This window comes from Paenarthrobacter nitroguajacolicus (assembly GCF_031455195.1).
GTDB lineage: Bacteria > Actinomycetota > Actinomycetes > Actinomycetales > Micrococcaceae > Arthrobacter > Arthrobacter nitroguajacolicus_D.
The window spans coordinates 96,480-119,999 of sequence record NZ_JAVDSH010000004.1 but is presented as its reverse complement, the minus strand read 5'-3'; the positions used below and the strand labels follow the sequence as shown (position 1 = coordinate 119,999).

At 63.4% G+C, this 23,520-nt stretch carries 25 protein-coding genes; 11 read left to right on the top strand and 14 right to left on the bottom strand.

Annotated elements, in window-relative coordinates; translation table 11 throughout:
* The first annotated feature begins 90 nt into the window (after nt 1-90).
* Together J2Y68_RS10220 and J2Y68_RS10215 are read left to right on the top strand one after the other, a co-directional pair.
* Nucleotides 91-801, top strand: coding sequence for a signal peptidase I (locus J2Y68_RS10220; protein ID WP_309992901.1), 711 nt, complete (start codon nt 91-93; stop codon nt 799-801).
* Entirely contained in the window at nt 794-1,201 is a 408-nt protein-coding gene (locus J2Y68_RS10215) for an Hpt domain-containing protein (RefSeq protein ID WP_309992898.1), read from the top strand. The genes J2Y68_RS10220 and J2Y68_RS10215 overlap by 8 nt, the downstream gene beginning before the upstream one ends.
* Here J2Y68_RS10215 and J2Y68_RS10210 read toward each other — a convergent pair.
* On the bottom strand, nt 1,198-2,475 hold the full coding sequence (locus J2Y68_RS10210) for an MFS transporter (RefSeq protein ID WP_397334869.1): 1,278 nt from the start codon (nt 2,473-2,475) through the stop codon (nt 1,198-1,200). The genes J2Y68_RS10215 and J2Y68_RS10210 overlap by 4 nt on opposite strands.
* 175 nt (nt 2,476-2,650) lie before the next feature.
* Here J2Y68_RS10210 and J2Y68_RS10205 point away from each other — a divergent pair, with 175 nt between their 5' ends.
* Both J2Y68_RS10205 and J2Y68_RS10200 read left to right on the top strand, forming a co-directional pair.
* Nucleotides 2,651-3,388, top strand: a complete 738-nt coding sequence (locus J2Y68_RS10205; protein WP_309992894.1) for an IclR family transcriptional regulator — start codon at nt 2,651-2,653, stop codon at nt 3,386-3,388.
* A 120-nt stretch (nt 3,389-3,508) separates the two neighbouring features.
* Entirely contained in the window at nt 3,509-4,696 is a 1,188-nt protein-coding gene (locus J2Y68_RS10200) for a 4-hydroxybenzoate 3-monooxygenase (protein WP_309992891.1), read from the top strand.
* A gap of 147 nt (nt 4,697-4,843) precedes the next feature.
* Here J2Y68_RS10200 and J2Y68_RS10195 read toward each other — a convergent pair whose 3' ends face one another.
* Nucleotides 4,844-6,526 carry an HNH endonuclease signature motif containing protein gene (locus J2Y68_RS10195; RefSeq protein WP_309992890.1) on the bottom strand — a complete coding sequence of 561 codons (1,683 nt, stop codon included), beginning with the start codon at nt 6,524-6,526 and terminating at the stop codon, nt 4,844-4,846.
* A gap of 211 nt (nt 6,527-6,737) precedes the next feature.
* Entirely contained in the window at nt 6,738-7,088 is a 351-nt protein-coding gene (locus tag J2Y68_RS10190) for a MerR family transcriptional regulator (RefSeq protein WP_309992887.1), read from the bottom strand.
* Between the two features lie 44 nt (nt 7,089-7,132).
* On the opposite strand from J2Y68_RS10190, the gene J2Y68_RS10185 reads away from it, so the two are divergent.
* Nucleotides 7,133-7,591, top strand: coding sequence for a VOC family protein (locus J2Y68_RS10185; protein ID WP_309992885.1), 459 nt, complete (start codon nt 7,133-7,135; stop codon nt 7,589-7,591).
* Nucleotides 7,592-7,697: 106 nt separating this feature from the next.
* Here the strand turns inward: J2Y68_RS10185 and J2Y68_RS10180 are convergent, their stop codons facing one another.
* The 3 genes from J2Y68_RS10180 to J2Y68_RS10170 form a co-directional block, all read right to left on the bottom strand.
* Nucleotides 7,698-8,567 carry a class II glutamine amidotransferase gene (locus J2Y68_RS10180; protein ID WP_309992884.1) on the bottom strand — a complete coding sequence of 290 codons (870 nt, stop codon included), beginning with the start codon at nt 8,565-8,567 and terminating at the stop codon, nt 7,698-7,700.
* A gap of 21 nt (nt 8,568-8,588) precedes the next feature.
* Nucleotides 8,589-9,989 (bottom strand): glutamate decarboxylase, encoded by a 1,401-nt coding sequence (locus tag J2Y68_RS10175; protein ID WP_309992881.1) that lies wholly within the window; start codon nt 9,987-9,989, stop codon nt 8,589-8,591.
* 240 nt (nt 9,990-10,229) lie between these two features.
* Nucleotides 10,230-10,559, bottom strand: coding sequence for a hypothetical protein (locus J2Y68_RS10170; RefSeq protein WP_211711749.1), 330 nt, complete (start codon nt 10,557-10,559; stop codon nt 10,230-10,232).
* 337 nt (nt 10,560-10,896) lie between these two features.
* Between J2Y68_RS10170 and J2Y68_RS10165 the strand changes: the two genes are divergently transcribed.
* Nucleotides 10,897-11,097 carry a hypothetical protein gene (locus tag J2Y68_RS10165; protein ID WP_309992879.1) on the top strand — a complete coding sequence of 67 codons (201 nt, stop codon included), beginning with the start codon at nt 10,897-10,899 and terminating at the stop codon, nt 11,095-11,097.
* Here J2Y68_RS10165 and J2Y68_RS10160 read toward each other — a convergent pair.
* The 3 genes from J2Y68_RS10160 to J2Y68_RS10150 are packed head-to-tail and all read right to left on the bottom strand — an operon-like array spanning nt 11,066 to nt 14,496.
* A complete protein-coding gene (locus J2Y68_RS10160; RefSeq protein ID WP_309992878.1) occupies nt 11,066-12,925 on the bottom strand; it encodes a glycoside hydrolase family 15 protein in 1,860 nt (619 codons plus the stop codon). The genes J2Y68_RS10165 and J2Y68_RS10160 overlap by 32 nt on opposite strands.
* 45 nt (nt 12,926-12,970) lie before the next feature.
* A complete protein-coding gene (locus J2Y68_RS10155; protein ID WP_309992875.1) occupies nt 12,971-13,897 on the bottom strand; it encodes an EamA family transporter in 927 nt (308 codons plus the stop codon).
* The gene (locus J2Y68_RS10150) at nt 13,894-14,496 is read right to left on the bottom strand and encodes a helix-turn-helix domain-containing protein (RefSeq protein WP_309992873.1); all 603 of its coding nucleotides are present in this window, start codon (nt 14,494-14,496) and stop codon (nt 13,894-13,896) included. The genes J2Y68_RS10155 and J2Y68_RS10150 overlap by 4 nt, the downstream gene beginning before the upstream one ends.
* A gap of 111 nt (nt 14,497-14,607) precedes the next feature.
* Here J2Y68_RS10150 and J2Y68_RS10145 point away from each other — a divergent pair, with 111 nt between their 5' ends.
* The gene (locus J2Y68_RS10145; protein ID WP_309992872.1) at nt 14,608-15,507 is read left to right on the top strand and encodes an SDR family oxidoreductase; all 900 of its coding nucleotides are present in this window, start codon (nt 14,608-14,610) and stop codon (nt 15,505-15,507) included.
* Nucleotides 15,508-15,616: 109 nt separating this feature from the next.
* Nucleotides 15,617-15,847: a DUF6458 family protein gene (locus J2Y68_RS10140; protein ID WP_211711755.1), complete on the top strand. Its 231-nt coding sequence runs from the start codon at nt 15,617-15,619 to the stop codon at nt 15,845-15,847.
* A 78-nt stretch (nt 15,848-15,925) separates the two neighbouring features.
* Here the strand turns inward: J2Y68_RS10140 and J2Y68_RS10135 are convergent, their stop codons facing one another.
* Nucleotides 15,926-16,834, bottom strand: a complete 909-nt coding sequence (locus tag J2Y68_RS10135; protein WP_309992869.1) for a carbon-nitrogen hydrolase family protein — start codon at nt 16,832-16,834, stop codon at nt 15,926-15,928.
* Nucleotides 16,835-18,370, bottom strand: a complete 1,536-nt coding sequence (locus J2Y68_RS10130; protein ID WP_309992868.1) for an APC family permease — start codon at nt 18,368-18,370, stop codon at nt 16,835-16,837.
* A 104-nt stretch (nt 18,371-18,474) separates the two neighbouring features.
* Here J2Y68_RS10130 and J2Y68_RS10125 point away from each other — a divergent pair, with 104 nt between their 5' ends.
* Together J2Y68_RS10125 and J2Y68_RS10120 are read left to right on the top strand one after the other, a co-directional pair.
* Nucleotides 18,475-19,107 carry a TetR family transcriptional regulator gene (locus J2Y68_RS10125; RefSeq protein ID WP_309992865.1) on the top strand — a complete coding sequence of 211 codons (633 nt, stop codon included), beginning with the start codon at nt 18,475-18,477 and terminating at the stop codon, nt 19,105-19,107.
* A gap of 28 nt (nt 19,108-19,135) precedes the next feature.
* Nucleotides 19,136-19,420, top strand: a complete 285-nt coding sequence (locus J2Y68_RS10120) for a hypothetical protein (protein ID WP_309992862.1) — start codon at nt 19,136-19,138, stop codon at nt 19,418-19,420.
* 23 nt (nt 19,421-19,443) lie between these two features.
* Here J2Y68_RS10120 and J2Y68_RS10115 read toward each other — a convergent pair whose 3' ends face one another.
* The gene (locus tag J2Y68_RS10115; protein WP_309992860.1) at nt 19,444-20,037 is read right to left on the bottom strand and encodes a histidine phosphatase family protein; all 594 of its coding nucleotides are present in this window, start codon (nt 20,035-20,037) and stop codon (nt 19,444-19,446) included.
* Nucleotides 20,038-20,156: 119 nt separating this feature from the next.
* Complete coding sequence (locus J2Y68_RS10110) at nt 20,157-20,306, bottom strand: hypothetical protein (protein ID WP_309992857.1); 150 nt, start codon at nt 20,304-20,306, stop codon at nt 20,157-20,159.
* 448 nt (nt 20,307-20,754) lie between these two features.
* Here J2Y68_RS10110 and J2Y68_RS10105 point away from each other — a divergent pair, with 448 nt between their 5' ends.
* Nucleotides 20,755-22,107 (top strand): serine/threonine-protein kinase, encoded by a 1,353-nt coding sequence (locus tag J2Y68_RS10105; RefSeq protein ID WP_309992856.1) that lies wholly within the window; start codon nt 20,755-20,757, stop codon nt 22,105-22,107.
* A gap of 70 nt (nt 22,108-22,177) precedes the next feature.
* Here J2Y68_RS10105 and J2Y68_RS10100 read toward each other — a convergent pair whose 3' ends face one another.
* A complete protein-coding gene (locus tag J2Y68_RS10100; protein WP_309992855.1) occupies nt 22,178-23,407 on the bottom strand; it encodes a GAF domain-containing sensor histidine kinase in 1,230 nt (409 codons plus the stop codon).
* Nucleotides 23,408-23,520: the final 113 nt, after the last annotated feature.

Genomic DNA, 23,520 nt, shown 5'->3' with positions numbered 1-23,520 from the left:
CAGACTTGAGGAATTTCCGCAGCAAGCCTGAGCCATCCCCTTCAGACTGGGAAACAGAAGACGAAACCTACCGGAAGGAACGCCAGGACAATGAGCGCACTGAGCACCATCCCCACCTCAGCCGTCCGCGGCCGGCGTTCCGCGAAGGCCGCGCCGAGTGCCGCCGTCGAAAGTGCCGCCGTCGAGAACGTAGCCCCGAGTGCCGCCGTCGAAAGTGCCGCCGGCACCCAGCGCGGAGTCCGTCGGGTTGCGGGCCTGGTTGTTAAGTCCGTCGGCATCGGCATGCTGGTCCTGGCGGCGCTGGTGTTTCTGTTCCTTGCGATTGGCCCGCGGGTGCTGGGCTACCAGACGTCCACCATGCTGACCGGCTCCATGGCCCCGCTGATCAACCCGGGCGACGTCGTCGTGACGGTCCCCACCCCCATCGCCGACGTCAAAGTCGGCGACATCATCACCTACCACATTCCGGTTGAAGACCAGCGGGTGGAAACCCACCGCATCACCGAAATCACCGCAACGGCCGATGGCGGCGTGGCTGTGCAGACCAAGGGCGACGCCAATAACGGCATCGACCCATGGATCGCCACCTTGCAGGGCAAGACCGTGGACAAGCAGGTCGCAACTATCCCGTACGTGGGCAACGCGATCCGTGCGCTCCGCGAACCCATGGTTCGAAACATCCTGATGTACGGTGCGCCGGCAATCCTGGTGATCGGCATGCTCGCCTCCATCTGGACCAAGGACAGCACCAAGACGACGCCGAAGGGCGTCGCCGAGCCGAAGGCGGCCAGCGGTGAGTGAGGGACCGGGTATTCCCGCACTGGAACCGTGCAGGCTGCAGGCGCTGGCCGAGGAGTTGGGCGACTCCCGGCCGGCGCTCCGTTTCCTCTCGACCTATCTGTCGATGTTGCCCGGAAGGATGCTGAGGATCTCCACCGGACTGTGCCAAGGCGACAGGGAGGCGAGCATGGATGCCATCCTGAGCCTCAAGATCTCCTCTGCCATGGTGGGCGCCCTGGAGACAGAAGACCAGTGCCTGGCCATTGAAACCATGATTCGGGAAGACCACCTGGACGTCGCAGTACAGGCGCTGCCGGAGCTGCGACGCTCAACCGACCGGTGCTTTGCGGCGGGGCCGCAACTGCTCGGCACTGCGCAGAGCTCCCTGTGTCGGACGCCCCTGGCACCGAGGCGGGTTTAGCGACCCGCAAGCACGTTTGGGTCGGCGGTGTTGACTTCCCGAGGCACCAGGACCAAGGCGCCAACGGCCAGCAGTCCGGCGATCGCGAACACATAGAAGCCCGCCGGGTAGGCGATGTTGGCAGCAACCAATGTCCCCGTTACTGCCGGGCCGACGATTGCGCCGAGCCTGCCAACGCCGGCGGCGAACCCCAGCGCGGTTCCCCTAAGCCGTGGTGGGAACAACTGGCTGACCCACGCATAAACCAGTACCTGGGAGCTGAACACGAAAATGCCGGTGACGAACACGGCGGCATTGAGCAGGAATTCGTTCGGGATCTTAACGCTGAGGATTGCCAGGAGCACCGCGGACAATCCAAACCACAGCAAAACGATCTTCTTGGTTCCGTGCTTGTCGGCGAGGAAACCGGCCAGGAACAGGCCTGCAACAGCGCCCAGGTTCAGGACCAACAGCAGCGTCAGGCCAGTGCTTACGGGGTATCCGGCGGCGGCCATCAGCTGTGGAAGCCAGGTGTTCAGCCCGTAAACCAGCAACAGTCCCATGAACGAAGCGATGCCGATGCCCAGTGCAACCAAGGGGTATGGCTTCTGCAGCAGGTCACGGAAACCGGTCTTGGGTGCGGCCTGGCTGCTTTCAGCGGAACGCCCGACGGCGGCCGGGGCCTTGGTAGCCGGAGTGGACGCGGCGTGGGCTGCTTCGGGCAGGGACTCGGGCAGCTTTGCCCAAAGGAAAGGCAGCAGGACCAGGCCAGCGGCGCCGCCGATGATAAACATGAGCCGCCAGTTCGGAACGATCAGGATGGCCAGCAAAGCGGTTGCTACGGCGCCAACGTGGTACCCCGTCATGGTCCGGGTGGTGGACTTGCCTGCTGAGCCCGCGGGGGCGTAATCGTTCATGTAGGCCAAGGCGGCGGGAAGGCATGCGCCCAGCCCCAGCCCGGCAAGGAGTCGCAGCACGGAGAACACTGCCACGTTCGGTGCGAAGGCGACGCCTATGGTGAAGATCGAGAAGCCGGCGACGCATGCGATCAACAGTTTGCGGCGGCCGAACGTGTCGGAGAGGGGTGCGATGAACAGGGCTCCCAGGCCTACGCCCACCAGGGAGATGGTGGCGGCGAAGGTGGCTCCGACTGCATCAAAGCCCAACTCTCCAGTCTTGATGAGTGTGGGAATGACAGTCCCCAGGACTACCAGGTCGAAGCCGTCCAGCACCATGGCTAGCCAACATAGCCAAACGGGCCATTGAGAGCGGTGGGCAGATGGCATCGTTGGCATAGCGTCCTCGGTACGTCTTGGTGGTGCGTCTTGATGGTGTTCCCGGCCGCCAGAACGGCCGTTTGGTTATGAGAGTTGTATCACCGTGGAATGTTGTCTGGCACACGTTCTACCATTGAATGGAAGGTGCGTTAGGTGCTTTCTGTTCTGGATGGCTCTAACTGAGGATGGCATCGTGGCTAACTCTGCATCTGGGGATTCCGTGGTGGACCGCGTGGTGCGGGTTATCGAGGCATTCCCTGAGGGTGTCACCACTCTGCAGCTGACGGAGTTGGCAGATCGGGCGGGGCTCCCGTTGTCATCTGCCCACAGGCTGGTCCGTCAGCTTTCCCACCACGGGTTGCTGGATCTTGGGGCCGGCGGCACGGTCCGTTTGGGATTGCGCCTGTGGGAACTCGTCAACCGGAATTCGCCCACGCTGGCCCTCAGGACGGCAGCCATGCCGTTCATGGAGGACATTCAGCAGGTCCTGAACCAGAACGTGAACCTGGCCGTCCTGGATGGGTGGGAAGCGCTGTTTGTCGAAAGGCTGTCCCGCCGCGGTTCGGTGGCCAACCGTGCACAAATTGCTGGTCGCATGCCCGTGCACATCTCCTCGGCCGGCTTGGCACTGATGTCTCACCAGTCGCGGGAATTGCAGGCCGAGTACCTCCGACACTTCAACGACCCAGCCGGGAAGGTGAGCGCCGACGTCGTGCGCCATCTGCTGGCCGAAGCCGCCCAACAGGGGTACGTGCAACTGGCTGGGGTGGTGGATCCGGATACGTGGGGGATCGCCGTTCCGGTGATGAACGGGAAGCGGAAGACGATTGCCGCATTGGGGGTAGTGGTGCCCTTGGCCGAGATGCGGCTCCAGGCGCTGGTCCCGGCTCTGCAGACCGCCGCCCGGGGAATCGGACGCCAGCTCGCCTAGCCTACAGATTTCCGTTGAACGGAATTGTTGTAACGACAATCACGTTGATGGGGCCAGACTGATGCCAGACCAATTCACCTGGCAGAAGCGCCGGGATCCGCAACGAAGCGAGGAACAACCATGGCACGCACGCCTATCAAAACCCAAGTCGCCATCATGGGCGCAGGCCCCGCAGGCCTCATGCTCTCCCATCTTCTGGCCAAGCAGGGAATCGAATCGGTCGTGGTGGAAATTCGCAGCCGAAAGGAAATCCAGGAGACGGTGCGAGCCGGCATCCTGGAACATGGCACGGTGAACCTGCTGGTGGACTCGGGAGTGTCCGACCGGGTGCTTCGCGAAGGCGACCGGCACGACGGCATCGAACTGCGCTTCAACGGCGAAAGCCATCGCATCAACTTCAAGGAACTTGTAGGCGAATCCGTATGGCTCTACCCGCAAACAGATGTCTTCATGGACCTGGCTGCCCGGCGTGAGGCTGACGGCGGTGCCGTCCACTACAGCGTTACGGACACCACCGTGCATGACCTCGAGGGCAAGCCCAAAGTTTGGTTTACCAATGCCGACGGGCAGGAATTTGAAATTCAGGCGGACTTTCTCGTCGGCGCCGACGGATCCCGAAGCCACTGCCGTTTCCAGATTCCCGAAGCGAACCGCAAGTGGTACTTCCACGAATATCCGTTTGCGTGGTTCGGTATCCTCGCCGAAGCCCCACGCAGCGCAGACGAACTGATCTATGCGAACTCGGAAAACGGCTTCGCCCTGATCAGCCAGCGCACCGAGACCGTCCAGCGCATGTATTTCCAGTGCGACCCCAAAGAGAACGTAGCCAACTGGGACGACGAACGTATCTGGTCAGAGTTCCGCAAGCGCGTCAACGGCAACGGCTTCGAACTCAAGGAAGGACCGGTCCTCGAAAAGATGGTCCTGCCCTTCCGCAGCTTCGTCCATACCCCCATGCGCCACGGAAACCTGTTCCTCGCCGGCGATGCAGCGCACACTGTCCCACCCACGGGCGCCAAGGGCCTGAACCTGGCCATTCACGACGTCAAAGTGCTTTTCGAGGGCCTCGACTCCTTTTACTCCAACGGCTCCACCGCACTCCTGGATTCCTACAGTGACCGGGCGTTGGACCGTGTGTGGAAGGCCCAGCACTTCTCCTACTGGATGACATCGATGCTGCACACCGTACCCGGCGCTGTCGATTTCGATCGCGCCCGCCAGCTTGGCGAACTCCACTCCGTGGTGACCTCCGAGCATGCCAAGGCGTACCTCGCGGAATCGTACACAGGCTGGCCGACCTCACGCTGACGCTTTACCCGGCAACCCACCTCCGGCGCCCGACGGCGGGAAGTCCCCTTGGGGGCTCCCCGACAGTCGGGCGTTTGTTGCGTTAACTGCGGTCGACCTGAAGCTGGCCCATAGGGTTCGCCTGGCTGGCCGCCAACCCCATCAGCCTCATGTTTTGAGGGGTGTGTGGTGGTGGTTGCGTCGGGGTGTTTGTGTGGGGTCGATGTGGGGTGGGGGGATGAACCAGGGGGTGCCGTTGGTGTTGGTGATGGTCCATTGTTCTTTGTGGATGAGGTGGTGGTGGTGGGAGCAGAGGAGGGTTCCGTTTTCTGTTCCTGTGGTGCCGCCGTGGGACCAGTAGGTGATGTGGTGGGTTTCGCACCAGGGGGCGGGCATGGTGCAGTCGGGGAAGGCGCAGCCGCCGTCGCGGGCGGTGATGGCTTTGCGGATGTGGGGTGGGAAGATCCGGGTGGTGCGGCCGATGTCCAGGACGCGGGAGTCGGTGCCGAGCAGGACGGGGATGATGTCGGCGTCGCAGGCGATTTTGCGGATGGTGTTGGGGTGGATGGGGCCGGTGAACGTCGCGGCGCCGGTGCTAGTGCCGGTGCCGGCGGTGGTCTTGGTGTCTGGGTTGGTGGGTGTGTGGGTGAGTTGGTCGAAGAGGTCTTGGTGGCTGATGGTGACGGTGAGTTGGGGGCGGAGCCCGCCGTTGGTGGGGAGTTTCCCGGTGGTCATCGCGACGTTGCAGGCACCGACGAGCCCGTCGAGGAGTTTCTGGGCGCGTGAGCGGCGGTCCAGGTTGGGGGCGGGTTGACGGGGGTGGTCTTGTTTCTCGTTTCCGTGTTTCTCGTTTTCGTGCGGGCTGTGCCTGGAGCCGTTGTCGCCGGGAGTGCCGATGCCGGTGCCGGTGCCGGTGTTGGTGTGGGTGGGGGTGAGTCGGGGGTTGGTGGCGGTGTTCATGGCGGTGGTAAGGGTTTCGATTTGTTCGTCGGTGGCGAAGATTTCGAGGTGGTGGAGGCCGTGGCGGCGTCGGCGTCGGAGGAACGCGCCTTGGGATTGGCGGAGGGCTTCTTCTGTTGGTTCGGGGCCGTCCTGATCGATGTAGTCGTTCCAGCGTTTGGTGATTTTCGTGAGGAAGTCCGGGTCGGTTTGGATCGCGGTTCTGGTCAGGGCGTGTTCCATCCGTGCCAGGGTGTCTTGGTTGGTGAGGTGTCGGACGTTGTCCAGGGCGGTGCTGATGATTGTGACGGACCGGGAGGGGATCTGGGCTGTGGCGAGGGCATCGGCGAGGACCTGCCGCCGGGCCGGGAGGTGTTGGCCGGTCAAACCGATGTGGGGGAGTGTGTCGGCGGCGAGGGCGAGCCGGCGCCGGGCTTCACCAATGCCAATCCGCAACCGCGCCCGCAGGAACTCCGCCGCGTTCCGATACCCATCATCCAAGAAGCTGGCCTGGGTTGTGCTGGCCGTGCTGGCCGGGCTGGCGAATGACCCGCCGCCGGCGCCGGCATGATCTGCTGAACCTGCGGCTCCTGTATCCCGGGCCTGTTGTGCCTCATGCCGGGTTCGCTCCACGGCATGGGCCGCAACCACCTGCAGGTACTCCAGCGTCCGGGAGATGTCCTCGATCCTGCCTGCAAAGTCCGCTGCCTCCACGAATCCCAGGACACGCGCCTTGGAGACTGCGATGTCCCGGAGGCCCGTCAAGGCTTGGACGGCCTGAGCCAAGGGTGCGGCCAGCTCCCCGGATGGACCAACCTCCCCGGACGGATCAACCCTCGGCTCAAACGCACTGGCACTGCCGTGGGCTCCAACATCCTGGTGCCCTGACGAGCCGCCTGAGGGGACGGACATTCCTGCTGACCTGGAACTTCCTGCTGATCCGGACCAGTCGCCCGCTGCCATCCAATGGGGAGCCGAAGCCGGAGTCGTACGCCCGGCAAGACGGCCGAGCAGGGCCCCGTCGCTGCCGGGCGCTACCGCCCTTGATGCCAAAACCTGCCCGCCGCTTCCCATGCAACCAGCCTGACACGCTCCCTCAACCCACCATCAGCCCTCAAACGACCTATGTGGAAAACTGCCTTAGTTCACCGATCATGTGATCTAAGGACTCGCGGTTTCGCTTAATTTTGGCGATGTCGTTGCTAAGCCTCTCGCGCTCCTGCATGAGGCGTGCTTGAAGCGCGGCCGCCTGTGGCCGGGGATCGGTGATGAGGGGCAGGATGTCCGTCATTGCCTTACTGCACAGGCCGGCGTCGAACAGTCTCTGAATGAGTGTGACGCGCTGCAAAGCGTCAGGAGCGTAGATCCGTTGCCCTGAAGCGGACCGCTCCGGGTTGAGGAATCCTTGGTTCTCGTAGTAGCGGAGGGACCGCACGCTTACCCCGGTTGCTGCCGCGAGTTCGCCGATACGCATAGGCACTTGCCCCTCACATTGGTGTCAGGTCTTACGGTACAGGCATGACTAGTGAATCGAACTCCCAATCACCGGTACGCCAGATGCGCTTGATCGTTGAAGCGAACGATTACGATGCCGCTGTGGCGTTCTTCCGCGACGCCTTGGGTCTCCCCGAACAGGCCGCCTTTGAGGGCGAAGGGGATGCCCGTGTTGCCATCCTCGAAGCAGGACGGGCAACCCTGGAGATATCCAATCCCGCGCAGGTGCGGATGATCGACCACGTTGAGGCCGATGGGCAACCTAGCGCGAAAATCCGGATCGCCTTCGAAGTGGACGACTCCGCCGCGATCACCAAGGACCTGACAAACGCCGGTGCCACCCTGATCGCAGAACCGCGCGAAACCCCGTGGAAATCCTTAAATTCCCGGCTCGAAGCACCTGCGGGCCTCCAAGTTACCCTGTTCCAGGAACTGGAGACCATCGACCAGAGAAGCTCCAAACCCGGTTTCAAACGCCCCTGACCTCGTGCAGGGAACTGTCTCCGGGGCTGTCCCGGCTGGCGACAGAAACGCACGACGGCGGCAGGTCGCCGTCGAGCGTTACAGGACGGGTGCAGACCGGGGCGGTTTACGGTGTCTGCGAAGCCGCTGCTGACGGTTCAAGATCCGCGAGCGTCAGGAGGCGGACGGGGTCGCCGTCGAAGGGCATTGTGGAGGTCACGGCCAGGTCCGCGCCAACATGGACCAACTCGCCGGACGACAAGGGGTGCCACCGGGGATTGTGGTCCATGGGTTCGGTGGCAAAGAGAACGTGGGGAGAACGGGCAAGATCCGTGCTGCGGGAACTGATCCGTTTGCTCCTGGCATCGAGCGGGGCCGGCGGATCGGGTGCCCTGGCTGGATCCCGTTCCAACATATAAAGAGGGTGCGTGGCAGGGTACCTGAGCGCCCACATGTCGGTCGCCGTGGACAGGATGAAGTTGAGGCTGAAGACGGGCAGTTCGCGCGCTATCCAGCGCACGGCCTGCACAATGCCCTCGCCAACGTCCCCTCCAGCGCGTCGGGTTTCGGCAGTGATCAGCGCGAAGAACCGCTCGCTGTCCGATTGTCCCTGGACCAGGCCCCTGACTCCGAGTGAAGTGAGCCGCCGGTCGAGTTCGTCCAGCCCATGGAGTACTCCGTTGTGGGCAAACAGCCGGTTGTCCTGTTCGAACGGGTGGGTGTTGACCATGGTGAGCGCACCCGTGCTCGCGTATCGTACGTGAGCCAGGAACGTCGTGCTCTGCAAGTCTCGCGCCTCGCGGGCAAAAGCATGATCCTCCCAGGCAGCCAACGGTTGCTTGGCCACGCGGGCCACGCCCTCGGTGTCATACGTCCCTATCCCTGCCCCGTCAGGCTCCCGGCGGCTTTGCACCGACAGGCTGTCCGGGGCGTCCAGCAGCCAGAAGGTTGCTCGTACCGGTCGGGCGCCGGCATGTAGGCCAAAGAGACGGCACATGCGTGCCTCCCGTTCACAGGGTCAGTGGTGAAATCCTTCTGATTGCTTGTCTGTAGGCATGGGTGCGGTGAGGCTGTCCAGGTAGTCCACCTCTTTCTTGAGGTCGGCGAGGAAACTCGAGGCGAGGTCGCGGGTGAAGCCGTTACGGACAACAATCCGTTGGACCGTGACGTCACTTAACCCATCGGGTAGGGGATACGCGGGCACCAGCCATCCATTCATCCGCAGCCGCTCTGACAAGTGGTGGAGGTTCCAATGCTCCGTGTGGCCGTCGCTTAGCTGCCACGCGAAGACGGGAATGTCTGAACCATCGCTCCACAGCGTGAAGGCGTCCATGGCACCGATCTCGTTGGACAAGTAGAGCGCGACATCCCGGGAGGTCGCCTGAACCGCCCGATACCCTGCGAAGCCGAGCCGGAGAAAGAGGTAGTACTGCAACAGCACCTGCGCGCCGGGCCTCGAGAAGTTCAGCGCAAAGGTGGGCATATCCCCGCCGAGGTAGCTGACGTGGAAGATCAGGTCCTCGGGTAGTGCCGCGGCGTCCCGCCAGACCACCCAGCCAAGACCGGGGTACACCAGCCCGTATTTGTGTCCTGAGGTGTTGATGGAAGCAACCCGCGGGAGCCGGAAATCCCAAACCGTCTGGGGCTGCAGGAAAGGGGCAACCATGGCTCCGGAGGCACCGTCGACGTGGATGGGAATGTCCAGGCCGCGGCGCTCCTGGATGTCGTCCAAGGCCTCGGAGATGAGGCGGACGGGTTCGTAGACGCCTGTGTAGGTGACTCCCATGATGGCTACAACGCCGATGGTGTTTTCGTCGACGTATCTGTCCAGGTCATGCCCGTCGAGCATCGGGTGTTCGGCGGAGACGGGAACGAACCTGGGCTCCACCTCCCAGTAATTGCAGAATTTTTCCCAGCATACTTGGACGGCTGAGCTGAGGATGAGGTTGGGTTTGTCTGTGGGCTTACCTGCCTCGCGCCGGGCGTGTTGCCAGCGACGCTTCAAAGCAAGGCCGCCCAGCATGCAGGCTTCGGAGGAGCCAATGGTCGACGTTCCGATGCTCTTTTCGGGATCCGGCGCGTTCCAAAGATCCGCGAGCATCCGCCAGCACCGTGTTTCGATGAGCGCCGTTTGAGGGTATTCGTCTTTGTCGATCATGTTCTTGTCGAACGTCTCGGCATACAGCTGGGACGCTTCGGGTTCCATCCACGTCCCTACGAACGTGGCAAGGTTCAGGCGCGAGTTTCCGTCGAGCATCGCTTCGTCATGGACAACCTGGTAAGCCGTGGATGGCAGGGCCTCACCCTCAGGCATGGTGAAGCGCGGAAAAATTGTTGATTCTCCGGGCCTGCTGAACAGGGGATTGAGTTCGACGGCGTTGTTCGGCTCGCGCTGTGACGTTCGATGGGATCTGCTCATGGCTGGCTCCTAGGGGCTCGTCCTCGGGAATGGTCCGCGCGGGGCGGAGCAATACCTGTCCGTGGCTCACGCTACCTGCGGAAGCTGGCACGCCCAAGCACTGGCACGCGAACACTTGCGCCCGCAATGCCAGACGCCTGGAGCGATCGGCGCGTCGGGCTTTGGAAGGCGTACGAAAAGCGTCCGACGGCGGTGCTCGCCGACGGACGCTTCATGGCACGGGTGCCGCCCGGGCGCAGGCTAGTCCGGGATTTCCATCTGGAAGCCGCACTCATCGCAGTGCAGGACCCGGGTGTTGAGGTAGACCTCAAGCTCCGGATCGACGATGCGTCCGGTGGTGGCGGAAATCCGGTTTAGCTTCCCGGCGCCGGTGTGCATGGGGAGCCCGCAGTGCAGGAAGTGCTTTCCGAACTGCAGCAGCCCGGAGGATGGGTTAGAGGTGTTGAGGACATCGGCGACGTCGGCCACGGTTGCTGCATGCGCGCGGAAGGACCCGCATTTTCTGCAGTTGTAACCGACGCGGACAAGGCCCATCGAGAGGTCTGAATGGGCGTCGATGGTGTCGACCATGAGGTGTTGGTTGGTGCGGCACTTTTCGCAGCGGGGCTGGCGTGCGTGGTGAGAGGAAGAAAGAGGTTGCTGTGCTGACTGAGCAGTCATTGTGGACCCTGAAGGTGGAAAGAGAGGTGGGTACCTTTGGCACAAGTACAGTTTCTCCTCGTCGAGCGTAAGCTCCTGCTGGCCCGGATAGCAAGCGTGGGAACCGGCGAAACCCGTCGCTGACCACTCGTTGTTAGGCCCGCTCTGCGCCCAAAGATCACGTCGGAGGGTGCGGAGCAGGCCTCACAACGCGGCTGCCCGGTAATTGCCGCTACCGTAAAAGCGCTGGCGATGGGACGATTTCCATATGGGCGAACATCAGCACGAGCAGCCCGCCGAGCCGTCCGGCGCAGTGTCAGAGGACCGGGGAGACCCGACGACCCAGCAGATGAGGACCGTAGGGCAGCGGCGGCGTGAGGCCGAACGCAAGTTGGACCTGCACCTCGAAGAAGCCAGCCACAAGGGTGAAGCGTCAGTTACCGAAGGCGAGGATCATTCCGAAGCATAGAGCCGCTGGCCGAGTTTGGATGCTTTGGACGGCCCATCGGCTGGTCGCTGCTGTGTGCTGCGCCATGGTGTAGCTGCATGGCGCTGTGGATGAGCGGGAAGTGGCTGAAGGCCTGCGGCGTGTTGCCCAACTGCCTTTGGGCGCGGGGATCCCATTCTTCGCTGAGCAGGCCAACATCGTTACGCAGGGCCAGGAGCCGTTCGAAGAGTTCTGTGGCCTCGTCCGTGCGGCCTATGCCCAACAATGCGTCGACCAGCCAGAATGAGCAGGCAAGGAAAACGCCCTCATCGCCGGGTAGTCCGTCATGGCCGGACTCGGTGCGGTAGCGCAGCACGAAGCCGTCCTCGGTGAGCTCCTTTTGGATGGCGTCCACCATCCCGACCACCCCGGGGTGCTTGTGCGGCAGGAAGCCGACCCGGGGTATCAAGAGCAGGCTCGCGTCCAGTTCCTTGCTTCCGTATGCCTGGACGAAAGTGTTGCGTTCTGCGTCAAAGCCCTTGGCCATCACGTCGGCGTGTATTTCGCTGCGCAGGGCGGCCCACCGGTCGTGGGGTCCCGGCAACCCCGATGTGCGTACGGCCTTGACCATGCGGTCAGCGGCAACCCATGCCATCACCTTGGAGTGCGTGAAGTTCTGCCGTGGCCCACGCATTTCCCAGAGACCGTTGTCGGGCTTATCCCATGCCCCTTCGAGGTACTCCATCAACGCCACCTGGATGTCCCAGGAATTATCCACCGTGCCTTCGGGAGAAGCGGCGCGCGTGAGTGAGAGGCCGTCCAGGACTTCGCCCCAAACGTCCAGCTGCAGTTGCGGTGCGGCGGCGTTGCCGGTGCGGACCGGCTGTGAACCCTCGTAACCGGACAGCCACGGTATGTCTGCCTCGGGGAGTCTCCTGGCGCCGTCGAGCCCGTAAACAATCTGAAGCTCGGAAGGGTCCCCGGCGATGGCGCGAAGCAGCCAATCGCGCCAGGCGGCCGCCTCTTCCGTGTAGCCGGCAGCGAGAAGGGATTGCAGGGTCAAGGTGGCGTCACGCAGCCAGCAGTAGCGGTAATCCCAGTTGCGGGGACCGCCGATCTGTTCCGGCAACGACGTGGTTGCTGCTGCGACGATACCGCCGGTGGGCGCATATGTGAGGGCCTTGAGGGTGATTAAGGACCTCTCGACGGGTTCCTTGTATTTTCCCGTCATTTCGCTGCGGCCGATCCACTCAAGCCAGAAAGACTCAGTGGCCCCGAGGGCCCTGTAGGGGTCGATCCGCCGTGGTTCGCGCTCGTGGCTCGGTGCCCAGCGCAACACGAAAGGTACTTTGTCGCCTGCCCGAACAGTGAAGTCGCTGTACGTCCGGCGGTCCCGGCCTTCGAGTGGGGCGTGCGTGGTGAGGTAGGCGGAGTCCGGACCGGCGACCGCGCTGATGCCATGCTTCGCGTGCCGGACCCAAGGCACTACCCGGCCGTAATCGAAGCGGAGGACCAGCTCCATATGCATGTCCACCTCTCCGGACAGTCCTTCGACGATCCGGACCAGGTCCACCGCATCATCGCGGACAGGCATGAAATCGGTGACCCTGACGGAGCCCCCGTCCACGTCCCATTCCGTTTCCAGGATCAGCGTGTCTTCGCGGTATTGGCGGCGGGTGCAGACGCCGTCGGCAGGTGTCCCGGCGGGTGCAATCAACCAGCGGCCGGCTTCGGGGGAGTCCAGTAACGCTGCGAAGCATGCGGGTGAATCAAACCGTGGCAGGCACATCCAGTCAATGGACCCGCTGCGCCCCACCAAGGCGGCAGTGTTCAGGTCCCCGACGATCGCATAATCCTCAATCCTGGCCATGGAACCGATCCTAGCCCGCGTCGCTGGGGAGGCTTTGCAGGCCCGTCAGGATTTGCTGCCGGAACCGCCAGTGATTGCCGTTTCCGTGGCAGGCCCGCTGATCCCGGGTTCGATCAGTGCTGGTGGGTTCCTGTCGCCGCCGCGTTGTGCCGCGGCCCCGGCAATCACCACCAAGGTGATGCCCAGGAACTGGATCACGGAGGGTTGCTGGTGCAGCACCACGAGTCCCAGGAGCACCCCGAAGGCTGGTTCCAAAGACATCAGCGTGCCAAATGCGGTGGATGTCATGCGACGCAGTGCCGTGAGTTCCAGAATGAAGGGAAGGACAGGCATCAGTATGGCCACCCCCAGCGCGCCCAACAGAACCGTAGGGCTCAGGTTTCCGGCGGCCTGCGGGATACCCACAATTGCGGAGGTCACCGCAGCAACCGGAACGGTAAGGGAGAGCGCACCGATCCCGGTAAAGCGATCCCCGATCCGCTGCGTCAGGAGTATGTAGGCGCCCCAGCCTGCGGCGGCAATGGCCGCGAACAGCACGCCAAGAGGGTCGATGCTGCCCTGCCAGGGTTCGGTCAACAACACAACGCCAGCCAAGGCCAGCGCCGGCCATGCCAGGGCGCTCCGGTTGCGGCTGAGGACGGCGGCGACTGTCAGTGGTCCGAGGAATTCGATGGCTACCGTGGTGCCGAGTGGGATGCGCTCGATGGCGGCGAGGAACATGATGGTCATCAGGCCGGTTGCGACGCCGAGCCCCAGCAGGGTGGGGATGTCGTTCCGGCGAACTGATCGCAGCGGAGGCCGGGCGATGGCCAGGAAGATGATCGCGCCCATGGTCAGTCTCAACCAGGCTGTTCCGGCAGGACCCACTTCGGCGATGAGCCCTACGGACAGGGAAGAGCTCAGTTGCACCGAGATCATCGCTGCCACGGCAAGCATCCACGGTGGAACGGAACTGCCCTTGCGGGATCTCATGAGCCGGCCTCCTGCCGGTGTCCCGAACCCACTCCTGGTTCGAATACCGCAAGGGAGAACCGGGCTGGCTCGGTGCCCAGATTGGCGTAGGAATGCGCCACGTCTCCGGGGAAGGTCATGGCGTCCCCGGCTTGGAGGGTCGCGACCTGGCCTGCGACGTCAACGGTGACCTCCCCGCCCAGGACCTGCAGGAGTTCCTTGGTGCCGGATGCGTGAGCCTCACTGGCATGGCTGTCTTCCGGGCCGAGCGTCCAGTCCCAGAGTTCAACCACGTCCGGAGACTCGGTGCCAGCCACCAACGTTCCACGGCCGCCTTGTGCGCTGGTCCAAAGCGTGGCGCCCTGGCCCTTGCGGGTGATTTTCACGGGTTTCGGGCGTGGAGGTTCCACCAGCGCGGGCAGTCCTACGCCCAGGGCGTCACTAATCCTCAACAGCGTCCCCACGCTGGGATTCGCTGCTCCCTGTTCCACATTGACGATCATCCTGCGGCTCACGTCCGCAGCTTCGGCCAGTTGATCCAAGGTCCAGCCGCGGGCTTGGCGTTCCTGCCTGACCCTGGCGCCGATGGCCAAGGACAGAGTTGTGGTGCTTTCATCCATAAGTGCATCATAGTGCACTGATAGTGCAACGCGCTCAATGAAGTCGACAGGTCTGGCCTCGCGTTGGCGGTCGTGCTACCAATGAGCCAGGAACTATTCCCGGGAGAATCCATGGCTGACGATCTGCCTGTCCTCGTAGTTGGCGCCACCGGTTTCCTGGGCGGCCAAGTGGTTGACGAGCTGCTCAAGCGCGGCAAGAAGGTCCGCGCGTTGGTCCGGCCAAAGTCCAGCGCGGCGAAGCTTGTAGCGAAGGGCGTGGAGGTGGTCCGAGGCGACATGCTCGACGCCGGCTCGCTGATCACCGCGATGACGGGCGTGTCCGCCGTCGTCTCGACGGCCGCCGGGTATACGCGGAACGACAAGAGCGCCAAAGCCATCGATACCTACGGCAACAGCAACCTCGCGGTTGCGGCCAAGTACGCCGGGGTGCCGCGGTTCGTTCTCATCAGCATCGTCACCAGCGACCAAACGCCGCAGATCCCGCACTTCTGGAACAAGAAACTTGCCGAGGACAAGCTGGAGGAACTGGGAGTGCCTTTCGTCGCACTCCGGCCGGGGGCCTTCTTTGACCAGGTGGCCACCACGGGTGGTGGGAACCCCTTCGGCAAGGGCCGGCTCAATTGGATGGGTTCCAAGGATGTGCCACTCACTTTCGTTCTCGCCAGCGACCTTGCCGGTTATTTGGCTGAGGCCGTGGACGCGGACGTCGCTGCTGGGGAGAGGATCGATATCGGCTGGACCCGTCCAGTCAGCATCCTCGAGGTAGCGTCACTGGTTGAGAAGCACTCCGATAAGCCGGTCAAGGTCATGGCAATACCCGAGCCCTTGCTCATTGGCCTCGGCAGGGTCACCTCGAAAGTCGTCCCGCTGGTGAGTGACATGGCGAGCATGGTCGCCTGGTGGGACACAGGAAAATACGTTGCCAACACCACCCGCCAGGAGCAGGTCTTTGGGCCGGTTCCCACCCCGGAGGATGCAATCGCCCGGCTGGCGGCCCGATTCGGGCGCTGAATCCGGCGTTCGGCTGGTGCTGGTGGGACCGGCTAAAGATAAGTATCCTGATGATACGAATCCGGCCGGGGGCTTTGACCTCGCGCCGGACAAACATGAGGAGCACGCTATGAGAATCGGTTCTTCCATTGCCCTGATCGCCATCGGTGCCATATTGGCCTTCGCGCTCGCCCCCGGACTCATCCCCTTCCTGGACCAGGTCCTGGTTGGCTACATCCTGATAGTGGTAGGCGTCATCGGCCTGATCATCTCCATCGCCATGTCCAACAGGACCCGGCGTACGGTCGTTGAGCGGCGCACGGCACCGGCGACGGTGGTTGAACGGCGCCCCGAGGTCTAAGCAACCGCAGGTTCAGCAGCCGAGGTTGAGGCAAGAAAGGCACGACGGCGACCTTCCGCCGTCGTGCCTTTGCTTGGGTTAGGGGACTGCTCGCGCCGGAGTCGTTGCACGGCCCGTGGCCGGGTCCGCAGCCCAGCCCGGTGACTGGAAGCGTGCGCCTCCGAACATGGGGAAGGACAGCAGGCCTTCCTGATCCCTGAGTTGGGCCCAAGGGCGGTTGATGCCATGGGTTCCATAGCGTCGGAGTTGGCTGACGCGGTCCAGGTCCAGGACCGCGAACAGGATCTCCTCCCCACCCCGTGCCTGCTGCATGATGGTGCCCTCGGGGTCCACGATGATGCTCTCGCCCACACCGGACGGTGACGCGCCGTTCACGTTCACCACGTAGATCTGGTTGGCGAAGGCGTTGGCCTGCGACATGACTATCTCCATGGCCCTGTCGCGCGTGGTGGTGAGAGTGGGTTGGATGATGACTTCTGCTCCGAGCCAGGCCAGCTGGCGCGCGACCTCGGGGAAGCTGCCGTCAAAGCAAATGGCCAAGCCGATGCGTCCGCAGCCGGGGATATCGAAGGTCACGAAGGAATTGCCGGGAGTGGTGGTTTCGAAGGGGCGCCAGGGGAAGAGCTTCCGGTAGCGGGCCACGATTTCACCTGCCGGCGACACGGCGATGGCGGTGTTATAGGTTTTCCCGCCATCGGTCTCCAAAAGTGAACCCGGCACAAGCCACACATTCAGCTTTTGCGCCAGCGCTGAGATGCGATCCGTGAGCGGGCTGGGGATCGGCGCGGCTGAACGGGTCTCGGCGTCGGGATCCGGTATCAGGAACTCTCCGGGGGCGGAGAGCAGCAGTTCCGGAACCACGATGACATCAACCTCGGGACCCAGCTTCTTGGCTGACTCAGCCTGGGCTGCAAAGCGCGCCCATGTTGCCTCGGGATCGTCGGGGGCGGGGTTCGTCTGGATTGCTGCGATGGACAGGATGCGCACTTAGGCCTCGGTTTCATTGTTGAGAATTGCGGGAAGTTCATGGCGGGTTCTGACGTTTCCGCGAGGGATGGTTTGACCGGAAAAGAACGGGCGGAACCTTGGCCGGATGGCGACTGTAACCACGAGGCCAAGTGCCAATGCCCCCACGCCGATCCAGAAGACCGAGCCGATGCCCAGCCATGACAGCCCCGCATACTCGGGGGAAATCATGTCCACTGCGCTGTACGCAAACGCGCCAACCATCAAGAGTGCGCCTAGCCCAGGGAGTATCCCTTGGAAGACCAGGGCGGAGGTCGACGCGCGCATCAGCGGTGCGAAGTACACCACCGAGGCCAGTGCTGTCGCTGCATAGTAGGCGGCGATCATCAGCCCAACAGAGAGTATTGCGAGACCAATGAAGTTGGCGTTGATGGCTGACAGCAGCATTGTGATGACGATGGTGATGAGTGCCCACCAGACGATCGAGGTGCGGGGCGTTCCCCTCCTTGGGTACATCTTGGTGGTCGCGCGCGGAAGGGCCTGGTAGGTGCCCATGCTGAGCCAAGTGCGGGGAGTGCTTACTGCGACGGTCATCAGGGCTGCGAGCGCTGACAGGCCTACGGCCAGCATAATCACGTGGCCGAACACCTCGCCCGCAGCTTGCGGGCCAAGGACTGTGAGGACATCCGAGACGGTGCCTGGATCGGTGATGCCTGCCGTTCCGGCAAACCCGACGGCGGCAGACGCAGTCATGACGTAGAAGAACAGCAGGATGATCGTGGTGATGATCACGGCCCTGCCTGGTGTTGCTTTGCTGTCTGTGGTTTCCTCGTTCACGGCTATCAGCGCATCCCAGCCCCAGTAGATGAAGAGGCAAAGGATAACGCCGGATACCAGCCCGGATACGTCGTCTGACGCGAACGGGTTGAACCATTCCAGGCTGGGCTGTTCGGCTTCCGCCATGGCGCGGCCGGTGGCCATGGCGCTGAAAGCGGAGATGCCGAAGCCTCCCAATGCCACCAATTGCAGCGCTATCAACCCGTACTGGACCCAGGCGGAGAGTTCGATGCCCCTCACTGCGATGTAGGCGCTGAAGGCGATAAGCCCGCAGGCGATGGCCGCAACGGCAACCGGTTCCGCAGCTAGCCACGCCAAGCCGAGGACGGTGAGGAGATATGTGGTGGCCACCTGGGCCAGTGCGGCGCTGGCAATGAGCGTGGCCATCTGGGGAACCCATCCGCCCAGGAACCAGCCCGCCGAGGGGCCGAAGACGCGTGTAATCCATACGAAAACGCCGCCGCAGTCGGGCATTTCCTTGTTCAGGTCACGGAAGGCCAACGCCGTAAACAGGATCGGCAGGAAGCCGAGCAGAAAGGCGGCCGGAGTGCTTGACCCAACAGCGAGGACCACGAAGCCGAGTGTCACGGCCAGGCTGTAGGCCGGTGCGACGGCGGCGAGGCCCAGAGCGACGGTGGGGCCGATTCCGATGGACCCGGCTTTTAGGCCCTTGGATGGCGCCTCATCCCTTAGTAAAGGTACTGAACGCGGTTGTGGCATGGGGACTCCTCATTGAATCGATAATTTGAATGGCATTCAAATTTGAATGCCATTCAATCCCTGTCTAGACTCAAAGTCAACAGGTATCCATGAGGGGACTGGCCATGGCCAAGATGGACAAGAAGGAAATCAGGCGGCGGGACATCATCGCCGCCGCACAGGCTGTAGCTGCACGCGACGGCGCCGAGGGCGCCACTCTTCGAGCCATTGCCGCCGAGGCGGGTATGGCGGCGAACGCTGTGCTCTACTACTTCGGGAGCCACTCGGAGATCGTCGCCGCAGCTGTAAGCGCCTCATCAGACCGATTCCTTGAAAAGCTCGCAGAAGCCCTTGAGCCTGACATGAGTGCCACGGCACGATTGGCTGCCGTTATCAGCGCTGGCACAACGGCGGGATTGGATGATGACGTTTCCCGGATCCTGTACGAGTATTGGCCCCACATGCTCCGGGACGCCCAACAGCGAGGGATTCAAGAGGAGCTCACCCGCTCTCAGGAGCGCGTCTACCGAGACATTATCGACGCCGGAACCCACTCCGGAGAGTTCTCACCGCTTTTGGATCCAGCCAAGATCGCCCGCACCCTTGTTGCGCAGGAGGATGGCCTGGTGATGGATGTGCTGGCCGGAAGTGCCAGCAGCGAGTCCGTCCTGGACCTGATGGGAAGCCTTGCGGCCGCCCTCCTGGGAATCAATGCGGAGACTCTTTGCGGGTTAATCGGAGCCCGGGCCGGAAAGTGACCGCGTCCTGACGGCGTAGGCTGCTTCCATGGAGAAGACATTCGACATCGAGCCCGTGAACCAGAACGAATACCTGGTGCGCTGGAGATCCGAAGGGCAAACCGGGGAATCGCTGGTCCACACCAACCCGGAGTTCCTCGCGGAAGCCGGCTTGGACAGCTTCGATGAGCAGCTGGTAGTTGAGGAAACCGCCACCTACCTGGCCGAGCACCAGCCGGTGATCGACTTTCCCCAGACTGTGGACCTGGAAGAGATCGCGGCAGCCTATGGGGACTATGCGGAGCAGCTTAGGGCGCGGCTTCAGTCCCGGTAGTTGGCGGGGCCAAGACGGTCATCTCAGGCGTCGACGTCGGCTGTGACCCGTTCGCCGTTGAAGTACTCCAGCTGCCAGCCGTCCGTGACGTGGTGGTGGGCCAGGTTCAGGACAGCGTTCTGGACGCTGTCCAGCGTCCGGCCGATGGCGCGATTGAGCGTCAACCGAATCAGGGTGCCGTGCGCAACCACCAGGACGCGCTTCCCGGCGAACTCCACGGCCAAAGCCTCAAGCGCTGCCAAGCCGCGGGCAGCGGCGTCGTCATCACTCTCGCCTCCGCGGAAGCCGCCCGGGATGCGCAGGGCCTCCAATTCGGGGCCCGCCTGCAAGCCCTCTGCGGGGCCAAAACTGCGTTCAATGAGCTCCGGAACCAGCCGCGCAACAGTGAGTCCCAGACCCTCGGCAATGATCTCCGCGGTCTCCGCAGCACGGCCCAACGGTGAAGATACCACCACATCCCACTGCTGGTCCGAGAGTGCCGCGACGGCGTCGCGCGCCTGGCCACGACCGACGTCGTTGAGCGGGATGTCAGTAGATCCCTGCAACCGCCGCTCCGCGTTCCAATCGGTCTGGCCGTGACGGACGAGGGCGAAAGTTGTTCGGGTCATGCTTTCCATTGTGCCCTGTGGGGCCGCTGGCCGCAGTTCCGTAGGTCACGTGCGGACAGCACCTTTTGTAACGAAACGCCCGACGGCGGGAGGCCGCCGTCGGGCGTTCGGCCCGCACAAGGTTGTGGTCAGCCCGCGCTGGTGTGGTCGGCCTGGTGCACTGTTCGCCCGCCCACCACGGTCCGAAGAATTTTCGTGTCCAGGAGGGCGGCATGGTTGCCGGCAGAACAGACATCAGTGTCCGGAACGACGAAGTCGGCGTACAAGCCGGCAGCCAATCGGCCGATCTGGTGCGCCGCGCCGCATGTCCACGCGGAGTCCCGGGTTGCGTGTGGTGGCCACTTACATATTGGGCAATGGTGCATGGGGAGACGTGGGGGAGTCGGTGCCGAAAGCCAGCCGCGCTCCCGCATCGGTGATCCATGGCCATGGAAATCCACGGATCACCCTGCGGGCCGTCGCCGACCACTTCAGGGCGCTTCCGCGGCTGAGGTAGGTTGACCGGGTGGTCCCGCATTGTCTATCCGAGCCTTTAATCAGTATCCTGATGACTTATCTGGTGAATCCGGATGATGCTGTTTGGGCTGGGGGTCGCTCAAGCCGCGGTGGCTGAAGCAGTCGGCGACGCGCGGCTACCGTGAAAGTTTGATTGACGGCATTGCTTGGTGACGGCGGACCCCGATGGGTCACGTGCAGCCGGGTGGGGCCTGAAGGGCGTGACAATTCGTGGGCAACAATGACGAGGCCGTGGACTCCCGCGTCCCCGATTCCATCGACGACACACTGGATGGCCGATACCAGCTGGGTCCAATATTGGGCCGAGGGGCCATGTCAACTGTGTACCGGGCGACGGACCTGCTTCTGGGCCGTGACGTGGCCATCAAGATTTTCCTCCCGGGCTCCGGCGACGATTCGTTCCGTGGCCGGCAGAAAACAGAGATGCGCCTCCTGGCCAGTTTTGACCACCCGGGACTCGTGGCCGCCTTCGACGTAGGTGTTGATACGCGGAATGACGAAGAGCGGGCGTACCTGGTCATGGAACTCGCCGAGGGCCGCGACCTCCGAGCCGTGCTGGCCGACGGTCCGCTCACCGTTCCCGAGGTTGCCCGTATAGGTGTACAGATCGCGGGCGCACTCTCCCAGGTGCATGGCCACGGCGTCATCCACCGGGACATCAAGCCAGCCAATATCCTGGTATCCGACGACGCCGGACTCGCCCAAAAGGTCAAGCTGGCGGACTTTGGCGTCGCGTTGGTGGTGAATGACAGCCGCCTGACGGCAACGGGCTTCACCGTGGGCACCGCCCAGTACCTCAGCCCCGAACAAGCGCAGGGCCTGGGCCTGACACCCGCAAGCGACATCTACTCGTTGGGGCTGGTGCTCCTGGAGTGCCTCACCGGCAGGGCTGAATACCCCGGAACTCCTATCGAGACCGCTTCCGCACGCCTGCACCGCGCCCCCGAAATACCGGCCGGGTTGCCTGCACCGCTGCGTTCGCTGCTGGAGTCCATGACTGACATGGATCCCGAAAAACGTCCCGTCGCGGCTGATGTACAACAGGCGCTGGCAGAGGACGGAATCCAATCGGGGCGGAGGACAGCGGTGCTGCCGCCCCTGCCTACGCGGCCGCCCGTACCGGCAGCGGAAACCAAAGCTTCGCTGGCCACGGTCCGGACGTTCCGCAAGCGGCGTCCCAAGGCTATGTGGGGTGTCGCAGCAGCGGCGGTAACAGTGCCGTTGGCCTTGGTGATCTTCACTCAAGGGTTAGCTTCCTCAGGTTCCACGGCGGACAACTCCCTGCCGGCAGAATCCGAGGTGTCCCAAGCGGATCCGCAGCCAACCGCCCCAGTTGTCCCGGTTGCCCCGACTCCCGCCGGTGCCAATCCCGTAGACGCCGAGCCCGTGAGTGCCGTTCCTGCTGAGAACGTCAACCTGCCGGAACCTGCGCCGGTCCCTGCCGTTCAGGCGCCCGTACCCGTTCCGGCCGTGGCACCGGGCGCAACGACGCCGGATAACAAGGGCAAGGAACGCGGTGGCAATAAACCGGACAAGCCCAAAGGAAGCGGCCCCAACAAGTAGGCCAGGACCCGGTTGGAGAGGCACGACGGCGGGTGTCCGCCGTCGTGCGGTCCCATCACCAGGTCCGTGGTTAGGCTCCGGCGGGAAAACTGACGGCGACGGTAGTTCCGCCGCCCGGTGTCTCGGTGAGGTTGAGATCGCCGCCGTGTGCTTTGGCGACGCTGCTGCACGTGGCAAGGCCGAGCCCGGAGCCGGGACCATCACCACTGCGTCGCAAGCGCACCAAGGGTTCCAGGACCTTGGCGCGGTCCTCCGGTGCGATGCCTTTGCCGTTGTCGGCCACGAAGACGGTGGTGCCGTGGTAGTTGGAGGTGCCGCTGATACGGATCCGGAGTTCCCGTTCGGTGCTGCGGTAGTTCATGGCGTTCGACACCAGGTTCTGCAGGAGGGTGCGGAGCTGCCCGCGGTCCGCATGCAAGCTGACGTCTTCAACCTCCACGAATCCGTCGTGTTCCACCCCGAGGTCGCGGACAACCTCTTCAGCGATGTCCTGCAAGGACAACTGTTCCCGCCGGATTCCGCCGCCAACGCGGGAGTAGCTGAGGACGTCTTCGAGCATTCCCAGCATCCGTCGCCCGCTGGCACCAATCCGGTCCAGGTACCTGGCGGCGGTGCTGCTTGGCTCGACGTCGGGGTCGTCCTCCACTAACTCCACATAGCCCAGGATGGTGGTCAGCGGGATCCGGAGGTCGTGGCTGACCCGGCCCGCGAAACCGGCGAGCTTGGCGTTGCTGGCCTTGAGCTCGCTGTAGGTCCGGTCCAGCTGGACGGTGCGGTGTTGCAGTTCAAGCAGCTCCACCACCTGCTTGGCAAGGACCTCCAGCATGCTCACCTGTTCGGGGCGGAGCTCCTTGGTCTTGTCGGAGAAAACACAGAGGGTGCCCGGGACGAAACCTGACTCTGTCTGCAGCGGCACGGAGGCGTAGAAGCGGACTTTGCCGATTTCCCCGGTGACGAAAGGGTTGTCGGCGAAACGCGGGTCCTGCGAGGCGTCGGCCACTACGGTCCGCTCACGCGAAAGGAACACTTTGGCACACATCGAATCTTCGCGCGAGCACACGCCGGGGTCTACGCCCCAGGCACCGATCTGGTGCTGGTACTCGGCACTGATGATGTTGACCACTCCGAAGGGAGCGCCGCACAGCTCAGTTGCCAGGCGGACGAGGTTCTGCAGGGCGTTCATGACCGCTGCGTTGGGAAGCAAGGTGGAGCCCGCCTCGGGATCCAATCCGTACTCCTGCAGTTGCAGGTCACGGCCCAGGTCATCGGTGAAGGACAGCTGCCCCCGAACTTCCGTCATTAGAATATTCCCCCAAGCGTCTCCAGCATTCCCTGCCGATACTACCGGGCTGTTGGAGCAGACGGTTTACTGGGACGCATGACCGGGCAGGACCCGGCCGACACGTCGAGCAA